Genomic DNA, 14,893 nt, shown 5'->3' on the forward strand with positions numbered 1-14,893 from the left:
AGGACGCGGTATGTGTTCGTATAAAAACTGCTTGCAGCTGGCGTTGGGCATAGTGCTCGGCGTATTACAGGGCGTCACCCACGCCACCGATTATGTCGACGTGCTGGACCTGCCCGCCAGGGTCAGCGCCTTGGCCATCAACAGCCCGTTGTCCGGCATGGCCCGCGCCGGTGAGCGCGTGATTGCCGTCGGCCAGCGCGGCCATATTCTGTTTTCCGACGATGCCGGCCAGCATTGGCAGCAGGCCGCCGTGCCCGTCAGTGCCGATCTCACGGCGGTGAATTTTCCGACCACCACCCAAGGCTGGGCGGTGGGCAATGACGGCGTGGTGCTGCACAGCAGCGACGCCGGCGCGACCTGGCACAAGCAGCTCGACGGCCGCCAGATCGGCGACATCCTGGTCAAGCACTACACGGCACTGGCCAGTGCCGAACCGGCCAACGAGCAGTGGCCATTGCTGGTGGCCGAGGGCGAGCGACTGGTCGAGCAAGGCGCGGACAAACCGCTGCTCGATGTCTGGTTTGCCAATGACAAAGTCGGTTATGTGGTCGGCGTATTCAACCTGATCCTGCGCACCGAAGACGCTGGCCAGAGCTGGACGCCCTATCAGGATCGCACCGACAACCCGCAAGGTTTCCACCTCAACGCCATCGCTTCGACTGGCGACGCGTTGTACATCGCGGGCGAACAAGGCCTGTTGCTCAAATGGGATGACAACGGCCAACGCTTCGCTGCTGTGCCAACGCCTTATCAAGGCAGCTTCTTCGGTGTGCTCGGCAAGCCGGGCGAAGTGCTCGTCTATGGCTTGCGCGGCAACGTCCTGCGCAGCACCGATGGCGGCCACAACTGGAGCGCGCTCGACAGCGGCCTGCGCGTGAGCATTACCGCTGGGCTGATCGATGCCCGTGGCAATTACCGCCTGTTCACCCAGGGCGGGCAGATGCTGGTCAGCCAGGGCACGGGCGCGCAATTGCGCCTGCTGCGCCAACCGGTGCCGACTCCGGTCGCCGGTGCTACCCAGTCCGCCACTGGCGCGTTGGTGGTCGCGGGCAGCCGTGGCGCCCAGACGCTAGCCCTCGAACCCTAAGAGCGAGAACCCAGACATGGGCAATATCAAACAAGACGCCATGCCGGTCATCCGCGAGCTGCGGGATTTCGATCGACACTCCGGCAACCTCCTCGAACGGCTGGTATTCAACTACCGCCCGCTGTTCATGCTGCTGATGGCGCTGGCCACCGTGGTGCTGGGCTTCATGGCCGTGACCCGCCTTGAACTGCGCCCCAGCTTCGAAAAAATGATTCCGCAGAGCCAGCCGTACATCCAGAACTTCCTGGAAAACCGCCAGTCATTGCGCGGCCTGGGCAACTCGGTGCGGGTGGTGGTCGAGAACACCCAAGGCGATATTTTCGACCCCGCGTACCTCGACGTGCTCAAGCAGGTCAACGACCAGTTGTTCCTCACCGAAGGCGTCGACCGCGCGTGGATGAAATCGCTGTGGAGCCCGGCGGTACGCTGGACTGAAGTCACCGAGGACGGCTTCCAGGGTGGCCCGGTGATGCCCGATACCTATTCCGGCCAGCCGGAGCAAATCGAGCAGTTGCGCCAGAACATCTCCCGCGCCGGCATCGTCGGCAGCCTGGTCGCCAGCGACTTCAAGTCGAGCATGTTGATCGTACCGCTGTTGGACAAAGCCGCCGCGGGTGGCCAACCGATCAACTACCACGCGTTCTCGCAGATGCTCGAAGAGCAGTTGCGCGACAAGATCGAATTCGCCGGCGACAGCGTCGCGCGTAAATCCGGGGAGGAGGGCAAGGGCCAGTACAAGGTGCGGGTGATCGGCTTCGCCAAATTGATGGGCGACCTGATCGACGGCCTGATCCAGGTGATGATGTTCTTCGGCCTGGCCGTGATCACCTCGCTGGCGATCATCTACGCCTACACCCGTTGCGTGCGCAGCACCTTGCTGGTGGTCGGCTGCTCGCTGATCGCGGTGGTCTGGCAACTGGGAATCGTCGCCTGGCTCGGTTATGCCATCGATCCGTACTCGGTGCTGGTGCCGTTCCTGATCTTCGCCATCGGCGTGTCCCACGCCGCGCAGAAGATGAACGGCATCATGCAGGACATCGCCCGTGGCACCCACAAACTGATCGCCGCGCGCTACACCTTCCGCCGCCTGTTCATCGCCGGTGTCACCGCGTTGCTGGCTGACGCGGTGGGTTTTGCGGTGCTGATGCTGATCGACATTCCGGTGATCCAGGACCTGGCGATCACCGCCAGCATCGGTGTCGCGGTGCTGATCTTCACCTCGCTGTTGCTGATGCCGGTGGCGCTGTCCTATGTTGGCGTTGGCGCCAAGGCGGCCGAGCGCGCCCTGAAAATCGACAACCGCGCCGAACACCACAAAGGGTTCGGCAAACTGTGGGACCTGCTCGACCGCTTCACCACGGCCAAGTGGGCGACCGGTGCGGTTCTGGTCGCGGTGCTGATGGGCATTGGCGGCTTCATGGTCAGCCTCAACCTGAAGATCGGTGACCTCGAAAGCGGTGCGCCGGAGTTGCGTGCCGACTCGCGCTACAACCGCGACAACGCCTACATCACCCAGCATTACGCGCTGTCCAGCGACCTGTTCGCGGTGATGATCAAGACCGCGCCGGAAGGCTGCCTGAACTACAAGACCCTGGTGCTCGCCGATCGCCTGGCCTGGGAGCTGCAACAGTACCCGGGCGTGCAGGCGACGACGTCGCTGGTCAACGCCGTGCGGCAGATCACCGCCGGCACCTATGAAGGCAACCCCAAGCTCAACAGCATCCAGCGCAACCAGGACGTGCTCAACTACGCCGCGCAGCAGGCCTCGGTCAACTCGCCGGAGCTGTTCAACAACAACTGCTCGCTGATGCCGGTGATCACCTTCCTCAAGGATCACAAGGCAGAAACCCTGGACGCGGTGGTGGCGATTGCCGACAAGTTCGCCAAGGAAAACAGCACAGAAGATCGGCAGTTCCTGCTGGCGGCCGGCAGCGCCGGCATCGAAGCGGCGACCAACATCGTCGTACGCGAAGCCAATCGCACCATGCTGCTGTACGTCTACGCGGCGGTGACGCTGTTCTGCCTGATCACCTTCCGCAGCTGGCGCGCCACGCTGGTGGCGCTGTTGCCGCTGGTGCTGACCTCGATCCTCTGTGAAGCGCTGATGGTCGCCATGGGCATCGGCGTCAAGGTCGCGACCCTGCCGGTGATCGCCCTTGGCGTGGGCATCGGCGTCGACTACGCCTTGTACCTGCTCAGCGTGCAATTGCACTTCCAGCGCCAGGGCTTGCCGCTGTCCCAAGCCTATCGCAATGCGGTGTCCTTCACCGGCCGTGTGGTCGGGCTGGTGGGCATCACCCTCGCGGCGGGCGTGGTGTGCTGGGTCTGGTCACCGATCAAGTTCCAGGCCGACATGGGCATCCTGCTGACCTTCATGTTCCTGTGGAACATGCTCGGCGCGCTGATCCTGATCCCGGCCCTGTCGTACTTCCTGCTGCGCGAACGGGTGCCGCAAACCGCGCCTGTCATGCCGGCCGAAACCACCGAAACCACTGAACGTCCCGGCATGCCCAATGCCCTGACCACTTCCGAGTAAGCCAACAATGTCTGAATACAAAGCTCCCCTGCGCGACATGCGCTTCGTACTCAACGAGGTTTTCCAGGTATCCCGGCTGTGGGCCAAGTTGCCTGGCCTGGCCGACGTGATCGATGAACAAACCGCTGCCGCGATCCTCGAAGAGGCCGGCAAGATCAGTGGTGAAGTGGTGGCGCCGTTGAACCGCGCCAGCGACGAACAGGGCTGCACCTGGAACAACGGCGCAGTCGGCGCAGCGGACGGATTCGCCGAGGCCTATCAGGCGTTTGCCGAGGGTGGTTGGGTCGGCGTCGGCGGTGATCCGCAGTTCGGCGGCATGGGCATGCCCAAGGCGATTTCGGCGCAGGTCGAAGAGATGGTCAACTCAGCCAGCCTGTCGTTCGGTCTGTACCCGATGCTCACGGCCGGTGCCTGCCTGTCGATCAACGCCCACGCCAGCGAAGCGCTGAAAACCAAATACCTGCCGAACATGTACGCCGGCACCTGGACCGGTTCGATGTGTCTGACCGAAGCCCATGCCGGCACGGATCTGGGGCTGATCCGCACCCGCGCCGAGCCGCAGGCTGACGGCAGCTACAAGGTCAGCGGCAGCAAGATTTTCATCACCGGCGGCGACCACGACCTGACCGAGAACATCATCCATTTGGTGCTTGCACGCCTGCCCGATGCGCCGGCAGGACCGAAAGGCATCTCGCTGTTCCTGGTGCCCAAGGTGCTGGTCAACGACGACGGGTCATTGGGCGAACGCAACGCGCTGTCCTGTGGTTCCATCGAACACAAGATGGGCATCAAGGCTTCCGCCACGTGCGTGATGAACTTCGATGGCGCGACAGGCTGGATTGTCGACGCACCGAACAAAGGCCTGGCAGCGATGTTCACCATGATGAATTACGAGCGCCTGGGCGTGGGCATTCAAGGCCTGGCGCAGGGCGAGCGTTCCTACCAGAACGCCGTCACATACGCCCGTGATCGCCTGCAAAGTCGTGCACCGACCGGGGCGCAATTCAAGGAAAAATCCGCCGACCCGATCATCGTCCACCCCGATGTGCGCCGCATGCTGCTGACCATGAAAGCGCTGAACGAAGGCGGTCGCGCATTCTCCAGCTACGTGGCCCTGCAACTGGACACCGCCAAATACAGCGCAGATGAAGCCACCCGTAACCGCGCCCAGGAACTGGTGGCCCTGCTGACGCCGGTGGCCAAGGCATTCCTCACCGACATGGGCCTGGAAACCACCTTGCACGGCCAAATGGTGTTCGGCGGCCACGGCTACATCCGCGAGTGGGGCCAGGAGCAACTGGTGCGTGACGTGCGCATCACCCAGATCTACGAAGGCACCAACGGCATCCAGTCCCTTGACCTCGCCGGGCGCAAGATCGTCGGCAGCGGCGGGGCGCTGTACCGGTTGTTCGCCTCGGAAATCCGCAACTTCACTGCCAACGCCTGCGCCGATCTCAAGGAGTTCACCCAGCCACTGAACGCCGCCGTCGACACCCTCGATGAACTCACCGCATGGCTGCTGGACCGGGCGCAAAGCAACCCGAATGAAATCGGCGCGGCCTCGGTCGAGTACCTGCACGTGTTCGGCTACACCGCGTACGCCTATATGTGGGCGCGGATGGCCAAGGCGGCCATGAGCACCCATTCCACTGACGACTTCTACGTCAGCAAACTGGCCACCGCGCGCTTCTACTTTGCCCGCGTGCTGCCGCGTATCCACTCGCTGAGCGCATCGGCCAAGGCCGGCAGCGAATGCCTGTTTGCGATGCAAGCCGAGCAGTTCTGAAAGGACAAGGAACCCCGACATGATGGCGACAAAAATAATTCCACCCGCCGAAGGCGCTTACGCCTACCCCTTGCTGATCAAGCAATTGCTGCTGTCCGGCGTGCGCTATGAACCGGGCCGGGAGATCGTCTACGCCGACAAACTGCGCTACACCTACCTGACGCTCAACGAGCGTATCCGCCGCCTGGCCAATGCGTTGACGGCGGCCGGGGTCAAGGCGGGCGACACCGTGGCGCTGCTCGATTGGGACAGCCACCGCTATCTGGAGTGCTTCTTCGCCGTGCCGATGATCGGCGCGGTGCTGCACACGGTGAACATTCGCCTGTCACCGGAGCAGGTGCTGTTCACCATGAACCACGCCGAGGATGACCTGGTGCTGGTGCATGATGATTTCTTGCCGCTGGTCGAACAAATCCACGGTCGACTGCAAACCGTAAGAGGCTACCTGCAACTCACCGATGACGAAGCGACTGCCACCTCGTTGCCTGTTTTGGGCGAATACGAGCACCTGCTGTCCGAGGCATCCGACCAATACGACTTCCCCGACTTCGACGAGAACTCGGTGGCGACCCTGTTCTACACCACCGGCACCACCGGCGACCCGAAAGGCGTGTACTTCACCCATCGCCAATTGGTCCTGCATACCCTGAATGCCGTCGGCACCCTGGGCGTGTACCAAGGCCAGCCGCTGCTGCGCTCCGACGACGTATACATGCCGATCACGCCGATGTTCCACGTGCATGCGTGGGGCGTGCCGTATGTCGCAACGCTGATGGGCATCAAACAGGTTTACCCCGGCCGCTACGAACCCAACAGCCTGGTGCGCTTGTACCGCGAAGAGAAGGTCACGTTCTCCCACTGCGTGCCGACCATTTTGCAGATGATCCTCAACTGCGAGGAAGGCAAGGCGACCCGTTTCAACGGCTGGAAAATGCTCCTCGGTGGCAGTGCCCTGACCCTCGGCATCGCCAGCGAAGCCTGCGCCAAAGGCATGCACGTGCACGCCGGGTACGGCATGTCGGAAACCTGCCCGTTGCTGTGCCTGACTTACCTGCGTGATGAAGACCTCGCGCTGTCACGCGAAGCGCAGTTGCCGATCCGCATCAAGACCGGCACGACGGTGCCGATGGTCGACTTGAAAATCATCGATGCCAACGGCAACGACGTCGCCCACGACGGCGAATCCCTGGGTGAAATCGTGGTCCGGGCACCGTGGCTGACCCAAGGCTATCTGAAGGAGCCGGCAAAAGGCGCTGAGCTTTGGGAAAACGGCTGGCTGCACACCGGCGACATGGCCTCCATCGACACGCTCGGCTGCGTGGAAATCAAGGACCGTATCAAGGACGTGATCAAGACCGGCGGCGAGTGGATCAGCTCCCTGGAACTGGAAAGCCTGATCAGCGAACACCCGGCGGTGATGTCGGTCGCGGTGGTGGGTATCGTCGATGAACAATGGGGCGAGCGCCCCATGGCCATGGTCGTCAGCGAGCCGGGGCAATACCTGGATCGCAAGATGCTGGAAACTCACTTGCAAGCTTTCGTCGACGGCGGCCGTATCAACAAATGGGCAATCCCCAAGCAGTTCAAGTTCGTCGCCGAAATCCCCAAGACCAGCGTCGGCAAGATCAACAAGAAACTGATCCGCGAAAGCGAAGCGAACTAAGCGCTACATCCTCGGCCGTGGCATGGTCGAGGGCATGCGTTGTTGCGGCGGGATAATCCTGCCGCTGCCTCCGTTGGCGGACGGCCGCGCCTGATCGTCCTGACGGCTGTCGTGGCAGGACGAACCGCTGATGGCCACGGCCACGGCGAACAGGAGAGGCGCGAGCAAGTGCTTGGACATGGGGATTTTCCAGTGCCGGGTCATTGCAGCTTAATCGCTGTTACGCGCCTGCCACGTTCCGTTGGTCCGGCTTCCGGTTGGCGATTCTTGTGCCAAGCTGTTCGGATGCCAATCCGCCTGCCGCCGCCAGGAAACCCAGCATATGAAACTCATCCACACGTCGCACATCCGTCGAGAGTTCTACAAAGCCGTCGGCTACTCCCTTCGAATCGTCTGGCCGATTCTGTCCACCATGCTGGTGGTCATCGTTATATTCGGCCTGATCATCAGCTACCTGGAAGGCTGGGATCCGTTCGACGGCATCTATTTCGGTTTCGTGACAGGCTTGACCATCGGCTATGGCGAATTGGTGCCGAAACTGCCGTTGTCGCGGCTATTGGCAATATTGTTGGGCTTCAATGGCGTGCTGCTGACGGCGATTTTTGCGGCGATCAGCGTCAGGGCAATTGAAACTGCCGTGCGTGTGACAGGCGCAGACAAGTAATGGGTCAACCCACTCCTGTGGGAGCGGGCTTGCCCGCTCCCACAGGTTTTGCAGTCAATTTCCAGGGGGCGGCAGGCTAAGCCTCCCAACCAGCCCCACTCACCGCGGCCTGCACCAGCGGGTGCAAGTCCGCGCCCTTATGCTCCGTCTGCCAGGCCAACAGCTCCTTGCGCATGCTCGGCGCCCAGAACATCTGCAGATGATTACGCACACTGAGCACGGCCTGCTCCTGGTCCGGTTGAGTGGCGAAGTACTGGGCGATCTGGTTGGCCATCTTGATCAGGTTGTCGGTGCTCATCGGCGTACCTCCGCTTTATCGCCACGGGCCTTGCGGCGGTCCTTGAGCAAGCGGTCCTGTTCGTCGCTGAATGCCTGGAAGCGTTTTTGCCACTCCGAAGGGTGATAAACGCGGCTGACTTCGACGGCCGTAACCTTGTACTCCGGACAGTTGGTGGCCCAGTCGGAGTTGTCGGTGGTGATCACGTTGGCCCCTGATTCGGGGAAGTGGAACGTGGTGTACACCACGCCCGGCGCAACCCGTTCGGTAATCCGCGCACGCAGCACCGTCTGCCCGGCGCGGCTGCCGATGCCGACCCAGTCACCTTCGTTGATGCCACGGCTCTCGGCGTCGGTCGGGTGGATTTCCAGGCGGTCTTCATCATGCCAGGCAACGTTCTCTGTGCGCCGGGTCTGGGCGCCGACGTTGTACTGGCTGAGGATGCGCCCGGTGGTCAGCAGCAGCGGATAACGCGTGTTGACCTTCTCTTCGGTAGGCACATAACCGGTGAGCATGAAGCGCCCCTTGCCGCGCACGAATTGCTCGATGTGCATGGTCGGCGTGCCGTCCGGTGCCGCGGCGTTGCATGGCCATTGCAGGCTGCCGTGACGCTCCAGTTCGGCGTAGCTGACGTTGGTGAAGGTCGGCGTCAGGCTGGCGATTTCATCCATGATTTCTGACGGATGCCGGTAATTCATCGGGTAGCCCAACGCGTTGGCCAGCGCCACAGTGCCTTCCCAGTCGGCCTTGCCACCCAACGGCTCCATGACCTTGCGCACCCTCGAGATGCGCCGTTCGGCGTTGGTGAAAGTGCCGTCCTTTTCCAGGAACGAACTGCCCGGCAGAAACACATGGGCAAACTTGGCGGTTTCGTTGAGGAAAATGTCCTGCACCACCACGCATTCCATGGCCGACAGCGCCGCGGTGACGTGTTGAGTATTCGGATCGCTCTGGGCGATGTCCTCGCCCTGGCAATACAAACCCTTGAAACTGCCGCCCAGCGCGGCCTCGAACATGTTGGGGATACGCAGGCCCGGGTCGGGTTGCAGGGTGACGTTCCACGCCTGTTCGAACTGGGTGCGCACTTCCACGTTGGAGACATGCCGGTAACCAGGCAGTTCGTGGGGGAACGAGCCCATGTCACAAGAGCCCTGCACGTTGTTCTGCCCGCGCAACGGGTTCACGCCTACACCTTCGCGACCGATGTTGCCGGTGGCCATGGCCAGGTTGGCGATGCCCATCACCGCGGTGCTGCCCTGGCTGTGCTCGGTCACCCCCAGGCCGTAATAGATCGCCGCGTTGCCGCCTGTGGCATACAGGCGCGCTGCGGCACGAATGTCGGCCGCGGGCACGCCGCAGATGGCGCCCAGTACTTCTGGCGAGTTGTCCGGGCGGCTGACGAATTCGCGCCAATTGGCAAAATCGCTGCCTTCGCAGCGGGCGTCGATGAAGGCCTGATTGAGCAGCCCTTCAGTGACGATCACGTGGGCCAAGGCATTGAGCATGGCGACGTTGGTGCCCGGGCGCAGCGCCAAGTGCAGCTCGGCGCGGGCATGCACCGAGTCCACCAGATCAATGCGCCGTGGATCAATCACAATCAGCCGTGCGCCTTCACGCAGGCGACGTTTGAGTTGAGAGGCGAATACCGGGTGGGCATCGCTGGGGTTGGCGCCCATCACCAGGATCACATCGGCCTGCATCACCGAATCGAAACTCTGGGTACCCGCCGATTCGCCAAGGGTTTGTTTCAGGCCATAGCCAGTCGGCGAGTGACAGACCCGCGCACAGGTGTCGACGTTGTTATTGCCGAACGCGGCGCGCACCAGTTTTTGCACCAGGTAGGTTTCTTCGTTGGTGCAGCGGCTGGAGGTGATGCCACCGATGGAATCGCGGCCGTATTTTTGCTGCAACCGACGGAATTCGCTGGCGGCGTAGGTCACCGCCTCATCCCAGCTGACTTCCTGCCACGGGTCGTTGATGTGTTTGCGGATCATCGGCTTGGTGATGCGATCCGGGTGGGTCGCGTAACCCCAGGCAAAGCGGCCCTTGACGCAGGAATGGCCGTGGTTGGCCTGGCCGTTCTTGTCCGGCACCATGCGCACCAACTGGTCGCCTTTCATCTCGGCGCGGAACGAGCAGCCCACGCCGCAATAGGCACAAGTAGTGATCACGCTGTGTTCGGGCTGGCCCATTTCGACCACGCTTTTTTCCATCAGCGTCGCAGTAGGGCAGGCTTGTACACAGGCGCCGCAGGACACGCATTCCGAATCGAGGAAGTTATCCCCACCGGCAGCGGCCACCCGGGATTCAAAACCGCGCCCGGTAATCGTCAGGGCGAAGGTGCCCTGGGTTTCTTCGCAGGCGCGCACGCAGCGGTTGCAGACGATGCACTTGCTCGGGTCGTAGTCGAAGTAGGGGTTGGAGGTGTCCTTCACGTCCTCCAGATGGTTCTCGCCTTCATAGCCGTAACGCACTTCCCGCAGACCAACCTGGCCGGCCACGGTTTGCAGCTCGCAATTGCCGTTGGCCGAGCAGGTCAGGCAGTCCAGCGGGTGATCGGAGATGTACAACTCCATGACATTGCGCCGCAGCGTCGCAAGCTTCGGCGTCTGGGTGTGGACGCTCATGCCTTCAGTGACCGGCGTGGTGCAGGACGCCGGGTAACCGCGCATGCCGTCGATCTCCACCAGGCACATGCGGCACGAGCCGAAGGCTTCCAGGCTATCGGTGGCGCAGAGTTTGGGAATGGTGGTGCCGAGCATTGCAGCGGCGCGCATCACCGAGGTGCCTTCGGGCACGCTGATGCTACGGCCGTCGATGCTCAAGGTGACTTGCACCTGGCTGTCGCGGGCCGGTGTACCCAGGTCGATATCGGTTTTCGGGTCGAAGAGAGTGATCATTGCTCGGCCTCCGAGGGCTGCAAGCCGAAGTCGGCGGGGAAGTACTTGAGGGCGCTGACCACCGGGAAGGGCGCCATGCCGCCCAACGCGCACAGCGAACCGTATTGCATCGTGTCGCACAGGTCCTTGAGGATGATCACCTGCTCATCGCGGACACTTTGGTCCGATGCGGCGAGCATGCGGTCGATCACCTCGACACCGCGGGTAGAACCGATGCGGCACGGCGTGCATTTGCCACAGGATTCCTCGGCGCAGAACTCCATCGCAAAACGCGCCATCTGCGCCATGTCCAGACTGTCGTCAGCCACCACCACACCACCGTGACCGAGCATCGCGCCAATGGCGGCGAAGGCTTCGTAATCCAGCGGTGTATCGAATTGCGACGGTGGCACCCAGGCGCCGAGCGGGCCACCGACCTGCGCAGCCTTCAGCGGCCGGCCACTGGCGGTGCCGCCGCCGTAATCTTCCACCAACTCCCGCAGGGTCAGGCCAAAAGCCCGTTCCACCAGTCCACCGTGACGAATATTGCCCGCCAGCTGGAAAGGCATGGTGCCCAACGAACGGCCCATGCCGTAATCGCGATAGAACTGCGCACCCTTGGCCAGAATCAGCGGCACCGAGGCCAACGTCAGCACGTTGTGCACCAGGGTCGGCTGACCGAACAGGCCCTTCAAGGCAGGAATCGGCGGCTTGGCGCGCACGACCCCGCGCTTGCCTTCAAGAGAGTCCAGCAGCGCGGTTTCCTCACCGCAGATGTAGGCACCGGCACCGACCCGCACTTCCATATCGAACGCTTGACCGCTGCCGCCGACATTGGCGCCGAGGTAACCGTTCGCCCGGGCAATCTGCAGCGCGTTGCGCAGGGTGGCCACGGCATCCGGATATTCTGAGCGCACATAGATGTAGCCGTAGGTGGCGCCGACGCACAGGCCGGCAATCGCCATGCCTTCGATCAGCAGGAAAGGGTCGCCTTCCATCAGCATGCGGTCGGCATAAGTGCCGGAGTCGCCTTCGTCGGCGTTGCACACGATGTACTTTTGCGCCGCTTCCGTCGCACGCACCGTGCGCCATTTGATCCCGGCGGGGAAAGCCGCGCCGCCACGGCCACGCAGGCCTGAGTCGAACACTGCCGTGGCAGTTTGCTCGCCGCCGATGGCGACGGCCCGGTTCAAACCTTCGAAACCGCCGTGGGCCCGGTAATCCTCCAGCGACAGCGGCTGAGTGATGCCAGCGCGGGCAAACAACAGGCGCTGCTGAGTTTTCAGATAAGGCAACTCTTCCACCAGACCCAAGGCCAGTGGATGCTTTGAAGGTTCGTCTTTTAATGAATCGAGCACAGAGGGCACATCGTCAGCGGTCAAAGGGCCGAAGCCGATACGACCTTGCGGGGTGTCCATTTCCAGCAACGGTTCCAACCAGTACAGGCCACGGGAACTGGTGCGCTGCAACTCCAGCGGCAGATTGCGTTCCTGGGCTTGAGTGATCAGGGCCGTGGAGACCTCGTCGGCACCCACTGCACGGGCCAGCGAATCACAGGGCAGATAAAGAGTCGGCATCACGCGTCCTCCCGGCAAGCGTCAAGCAAGGCATCGAGACGCTCGGCGCTCAGCCGCGCATGCACCTTGCCGTCCAGTTCCAGGGCGGGCGAACAGGCACAGGCACCCAGGCAATACACCGGCCGCAAGCTGATGCTGCCATCGGCGCTGCTGCCGTGGTCGTCCAGTTGCAGACGCTCACGCAACTGTGCCGCCAACTGCTCGGCGCCACGGCTCTTGCACGACTCGGCCCGGCACAGCCGCAGGATATGCCGCGCCGGCGGCGCAGTACGGAAGTCATGGTAAAAACTGATCACCCCACGCACCTCGGCCTGGCTCAGGTTCAGGGCATGGGCAATCTCGGGGACGGCGACATCGGGGACGTACCCAATACGCTCCTGAATATCATGAAGAATGGGCAACAGCGCACCCGCAGAGCCCTTGTGGCGCTCCAGCACACTGTTGACCACAGGCAGGTGCAACATCTCATCAGGCATTCAGCAATCCTCACGGTCACGGACAAACCAGATGGCTGTCGGTCGTCCGAAAGTGTCGGCTGCGGCACTCACACCACGTCACGGTATCGTGGCAATTCAGGCCGTTGGCCAGGGCACCCTGAGCGGGCATCTTGTTGTGCCCGGCACGGTCTTCGCCGCACCTCGACTGGGCATAAAAGGCAGCTTGCCACGCCGCTATTGATCGACCTGCACCAAAGCGACGTGCTCGGTTCTGCCTACGACCTCTTATTGAGTCTAGATGAGAGTGGCGCGGGGGCATTGACCCATGGACGTGCGCGCCTGATGTCTATCGGGCGCGCACGCCAAATGTAGGAGCGAGCCTGCTCGCGATAGCGCCAGCCGAACCACCACCAACCTCGAAGAAAAAGGTAGTGACGCCGGAAACATCCTACATCCCGCCAGCCATTACAAAATAGGAAAGGTCCGAATCGTCAGTTTAACGATATCCGAATGAGCGAATACTCGTTCCGAAATACGTAAATTCTCTCCTGTAAGTTTGATAAACAACTACTGCAAGGAACGGTCACATGGCGTTCGACGCTTACGTCAAAATCGAAGGTATTCCAGGCGAAGCGCTTGATGACCAACACAAGGACTGGATAGAAATTACCGGGTACAGTTTCAGCACTCACCAGGAAGCCTCGTCTACTGCCAGTTCCGCAGGCGGTGCCTCATCGGGGCGCACGACCGTTAGCGACTTCACATTCACCAAGAATCTGGACAAGTCCAGTTGCAAGCTCATAGAGGCCAGTTGCGCAGGGGACCATCTAAAAGAAGTCGTCCTGACCCTGCATCGCGCTGGAGGCGAGAAGCAGAAGTACTTCGAAGTTGTGCTGGAAGAAGTCATCATTTCAAGTTACGCACAAGCCGCAAATGAAGGTGTACCTACCGAAAGCATCAGCTTGAATTATGGGCGGATTAAAACGATCTATATCCAGCAAAAAAGAACGGACGGTGCTGGCGGAGGTAATGTGGCGGGTGGTTGGGATCGCATCAGCAACAAAAAATACTGCTGAGGTGCCATCCATGTCAGAGACCTATAGTTTTATAAATTCAAGAATGCAACCTTATTCCTATTTGAAATCGACCTTGCAGCTTGGCAAGAACTCAATGTCAAAATTCGATGTGTTGAATGCACATGTTGTCAATTCGGTGGTACTGCCAGGCGAGCTGGTAATCGTAGGTGATAATTCAACACCGTCGTGTACGGCTGAAGAAGCGTTCTACATGAAGAAGGCCTTTGAAATCCACTTGGCACTCATGGTCAATGGAATGCAAAGTGATGGATTTCTATTAGAGAATCATGAACTCATAACAAGAGCGCTTGGGTATTCATCTATTGGAATAGGTAGCGTTGGCAGTGCTTGGAGTAAGCACCTTGATGGTATCAAGCAAACTCTTGAAGAGATCGAAGCGGCTCATCGTTATCACATTAGAAGTGGGACGGCTCAGGCTCGAAATGATTTCTTGACGAAGCGCGAGCTGTTATTTAAACAGCTCGATGATCAGCTGAAAGGTTTTGCCAAATATGGCTCAGGCTTACGCAATCAAGGCTCGATACGAAATATGATTGAGATGTCCAAGCAAAGCTATTTACATTCAGGAGTGATAGCAGGTTACGCAGAAACTATTAGCGGCGTGGCGAGAGTTTCGAATATCCTGAAAAAGGGTACGTACTTAGGTGTCGGTTTGAGTGTAACTGCTGCTGGGGCCTCTATCTACGCTGCATGTACGACTGGGCGCGAAACGGAATGCAGGAAGGCAAAATATGTTGAGGGTAGTAAGTTGTCTGGAAATATTATTGTTGGGACCTTCGGAGGAACTATAGCGAGCGGTGCGGCTGCGATGGGTTGCGTTGCTGTACTTGGCTTAGCCACCGGAGGCCCTGGCGTCTTAGCTTGTGCAATTATTGGGGGTGGGTTAGGGG

The 14,893-nt window shown here is 60.9% G+C and carries 13 protein-coding genes; 8 read left to right on the forward strand and 5 right to left on the reverse strand.

What is annotated here, in order from left to right:
* Nucleotides 1-10: 10 nt before the first annotated feature.
* The 4 genes from D8U73_RS17320 to D8U73_RS17335 are packed head-to-tail and all read left to right on the forward strand — an operon-like array spanning nt 11 to nt 7,072.
* Nucleotides 11-1,087, forward strand: coding sequence for a YCF48-related protein (locus D8U73_RS17320; protein WP_130905222.1), 1,077 nt, complete (start codon nt 11-13; stop codon nt 1,085-1,087).
* Between the two features lie 16 nt (nt 1,088-1,103).
* A complete protein-coding gene (locus D8U73_RS17325; RefSeq protein WP_130905223.1) occupies nt 1,104-3,623 on the forward strand; it encodes an MMPL family transporter in 2,520 nt (839 codons plus the stop codon).
* 7 nt (nt 3,624-3,630) lie between these two features.
* Nucleotides 3,631-5,409, forward strand: a complete 1,779-nt coding sequence (locus D8U73_RS17330) for an acyl-CoA dehydrogenase C-terminal domain-containing protein (RefSeq protein ID WP_130905224.1) — start codon at nt 3,631-3,633, stop codon at nt 5,407-5,409.
* 19 nt (nt 5,410-5,428) lie between these two features.
* Nucleotides 5,429-7,072, forward strand: coding sequence for a fatty acid--CoA ligase (locus D8U73_RS17335; protein ID WP_130905225.1), 1,644 nt, complete (start codon nt 5,429-5,431; stop codon nt 7,070-7,072).
* Between the two features lie 3 nt (nt 7,073-7,075).
* On the opposite strand, the gene D8U73_RS29205 is transcribed toward D8U73_RS17335, so the two are convergent.
* Complete coding sequence (locus D8U73_RS29205; RefSeq protein WP_156386277.1) at nt 7,076-7,252, reverse strand: hypothetical protein; 177 nt, start codon at nt 7,250-7,252, stop codon at nt 7,076-7,078.
* Between the two features lie 142 nt (nt 7,253-7,394).
* Between D8U73_RS29205 and D8U73_RS17340 the strand changes: the two genes are divergently transcribed.
* A complete protein-coding gene (locus D8U73_RS17340) occupies nt 7,395-7,736 on the forward strand; it encodes a potassium channel family protein (RefSeq protein WP_130905226.1) in 342 nt (113 codons plus the stop codon).
* Nucleotides 7,737-7,812: 76 nt separating this feature from the next.
* Here D8U73_RS17340 and D8U73_RS17345 read toward each other — a convergent pair whose 3' ends face one another.
* The 4 genes from D8U73_RS17345 to D8U73_RS17360 are packed head-to-tail and all read right to left on the reverse strand — an operon-like array spanning nt 7,813 to nt 12,945.
* Nucleotides 7,813-8,034 (reverse strand): formate dehydrogenase subunit delta, encoded by a 222-nt coding sequence (locus D8U73_RS17345; protein ID WP_056855144.1) that lies wholly within the window; start codon nt 8,032-8,034, stop codon nt 7,813-7,815.
* A complete protein-coding gene (gene fdhF / locus D8U73_RS17350) occupies nt 8,031-10,913 on the reverse strand; it encodes a formate dehydrogenase subunit alpha (protein ID WP_130905227.1) in 2,883 nt (960 codons plus the stop codon). Before fdhF ends, D8U73_RS17345 begins: the two co-directional genes overlap by 4 nt.
* Nucleotides 10,910-12,469 carry a formate dehydrogenase beta subunit gene (locus D8U73_RS17355; RefSeq protein WP_130905228.1) on the reverse strand — a complete coding sequence of 520 codons (1,560 nt, stop codon included), beginning with the start codon at nt 12,467-12,469 and terminating at the stop codon, nt 10,910-10,912. The genes fdhF and D8U73_RS17355 overlap by 4 nt, the downstream gene beginning before the upstream one ends.
* Nucleotides 12,469-12,945, reverse strand: a complete 477-nt coding sequence (locus D8U73_RS17360; protein WP_130905229.1) for a formate dehydrogenase subunit gamma — start codon at nt 12,943-12,945, stop codon at nt 12,469-12,471. Before D8U73_RS17360 ends, D8U73_RS17355 begins: the two co-directional genes overlap by 1 nt.
* A 31-nt stretch (nt 12,946-12,976) precedes the next feature.
* Here D8U73_RS17360 and D8U73_RS29210 point away from each other — a divergent pair, with 31 nt between their 5' ends.
* From D8U73_RS29210 to D8U73_RS17370, 3 genes are all read left to right on the forward strand, one after another.
* Nucleotides 12,977-13,147 (forward strand): hypothetical protein, encoded by a 171-nt coding sequence (locus D8U73_RS29210; protein ID WP_156386278.1) that lies wholly within the window; start codon nt 12,977-12,979, stop codon nt 13,145-13,147.
* Nucleotides 13,148-13,493: 346 nt separating this feature from the next.
* On the forward strand, nt 13,494-13,982 hold the full coding sequence (locus D8U73_RS17365) for a type VI secretion system tube protein Hcp (protein ID WP_056855148.1): 489 nt from the start codon (nt 13,494-13,496) through the stop codon (nt 13,980-13,982).
* A gap of 10 nt (nt 13,983-13,992) precedes the next feature.
* A partial coding sequence (locus tag D8U73_RS17370; protein ID WP_130905230.1) for a hypothetical protein occupies nt 13,993-14,893 on the forward strand: 901 nt, incomplete at its 3' end.

This window comes from Pseudomonas sp. Sample_22, from assembly GCF_004307635.1.
GTDB lineage: Bacteria > Pseudomonadota > Gammaproteobacteria > Pseudomonadales > Pseudomonadaceae > Aquipseudomonas.

Excerpts from the sequence above, each read along its gene's own strand:
- D8U73_RS17320 (WP_130905222.1), top strand. The coding sequence starts at position 11 with ATGTGTTCGTATAAAAACTGCTTGCAGCTGGCGTTGGGCATAGTGCTC.
- D8U73_RS17325 (WP_130905223.1), top strand. The coding sequence starts at position 1,104 with ATGGGCAATATCAAACAAGACGCCATGCCGGTCATCCGCGAGCTGCGG.
- D8U73_RS17330 (WP_130905224.1), top strand. The coding sequence starts at position 3,631 with ATGTCTGAATACAAAGCTCCCCTGCGCGACATGCGCTTCGTACTCAAC.
- D8U73_RS17335 (WP_130905225.1), top strand. The coding sequence starts at position 5,429 with ATGATGGCGACAAAAATAATTCCACCCGCCGAAGGCGCTTACGCCTAC.
- D8U73_RS29205 (WP_156386277.1), bottom strand. The coding sequence starts at position 7,252 with ATGTCCAAGCACTTGCTCGCGCCTCTCCTGTTCGCCGTGGCCGTGGCC.
- D8U73_RS17340 (WP_130905226.1), top strand. The coding sequence starts at position 7,395 with ATGAAACTCATCCACACGTCGCACATCCGTCGAGAGTTCTACAAAGCC.
- D8U73_RS17345 (WP_056855144.1), bottom strand. The coding sequence starts at position 8,034 with ATGAGCACCGACAACCTGATCAAGATGGCCAACCAGATCGCCCAGTAC.
- fdhF (WP_130905227.1), bottom strand. The coding sequence starts at position 10,913 with ATGATCACTCTCTTCGACCCGAAAACCGATATCGACCTGGGTACACCG.
- D8U73_RS17355 (WP_130905228.1), bottom strand. The coding sequence starts at position 12,469 with ATGCCGACTCTTTATCTGCCCTGTGATTCGCTGGCCCGTGCAGTGGGT.
- D8U73_RS17360 (WP_130905229.1), bottom strand. The coding sequence starts at position 12,945 with ATGCCTGATGAGATGTTGCACCTGCCTGTGGTCAACAGTGTGCTGGAG.
- D8U73_RS29210 (WP_156386278.1), top strand. The coding sequence starts at position 12,977 with ATGGCTGTCGGTCGTCCGAAAGTGTCGGCTGCGGCACTCACACCACGT.
- D8U73_RS17365 (WP_056855148.1), top strand. The coding sequence starts at position 13,494 with ATGGCGTTCGACGCTTACGTCAAAATCGAAGGTATTCCAGGCGAAGCG.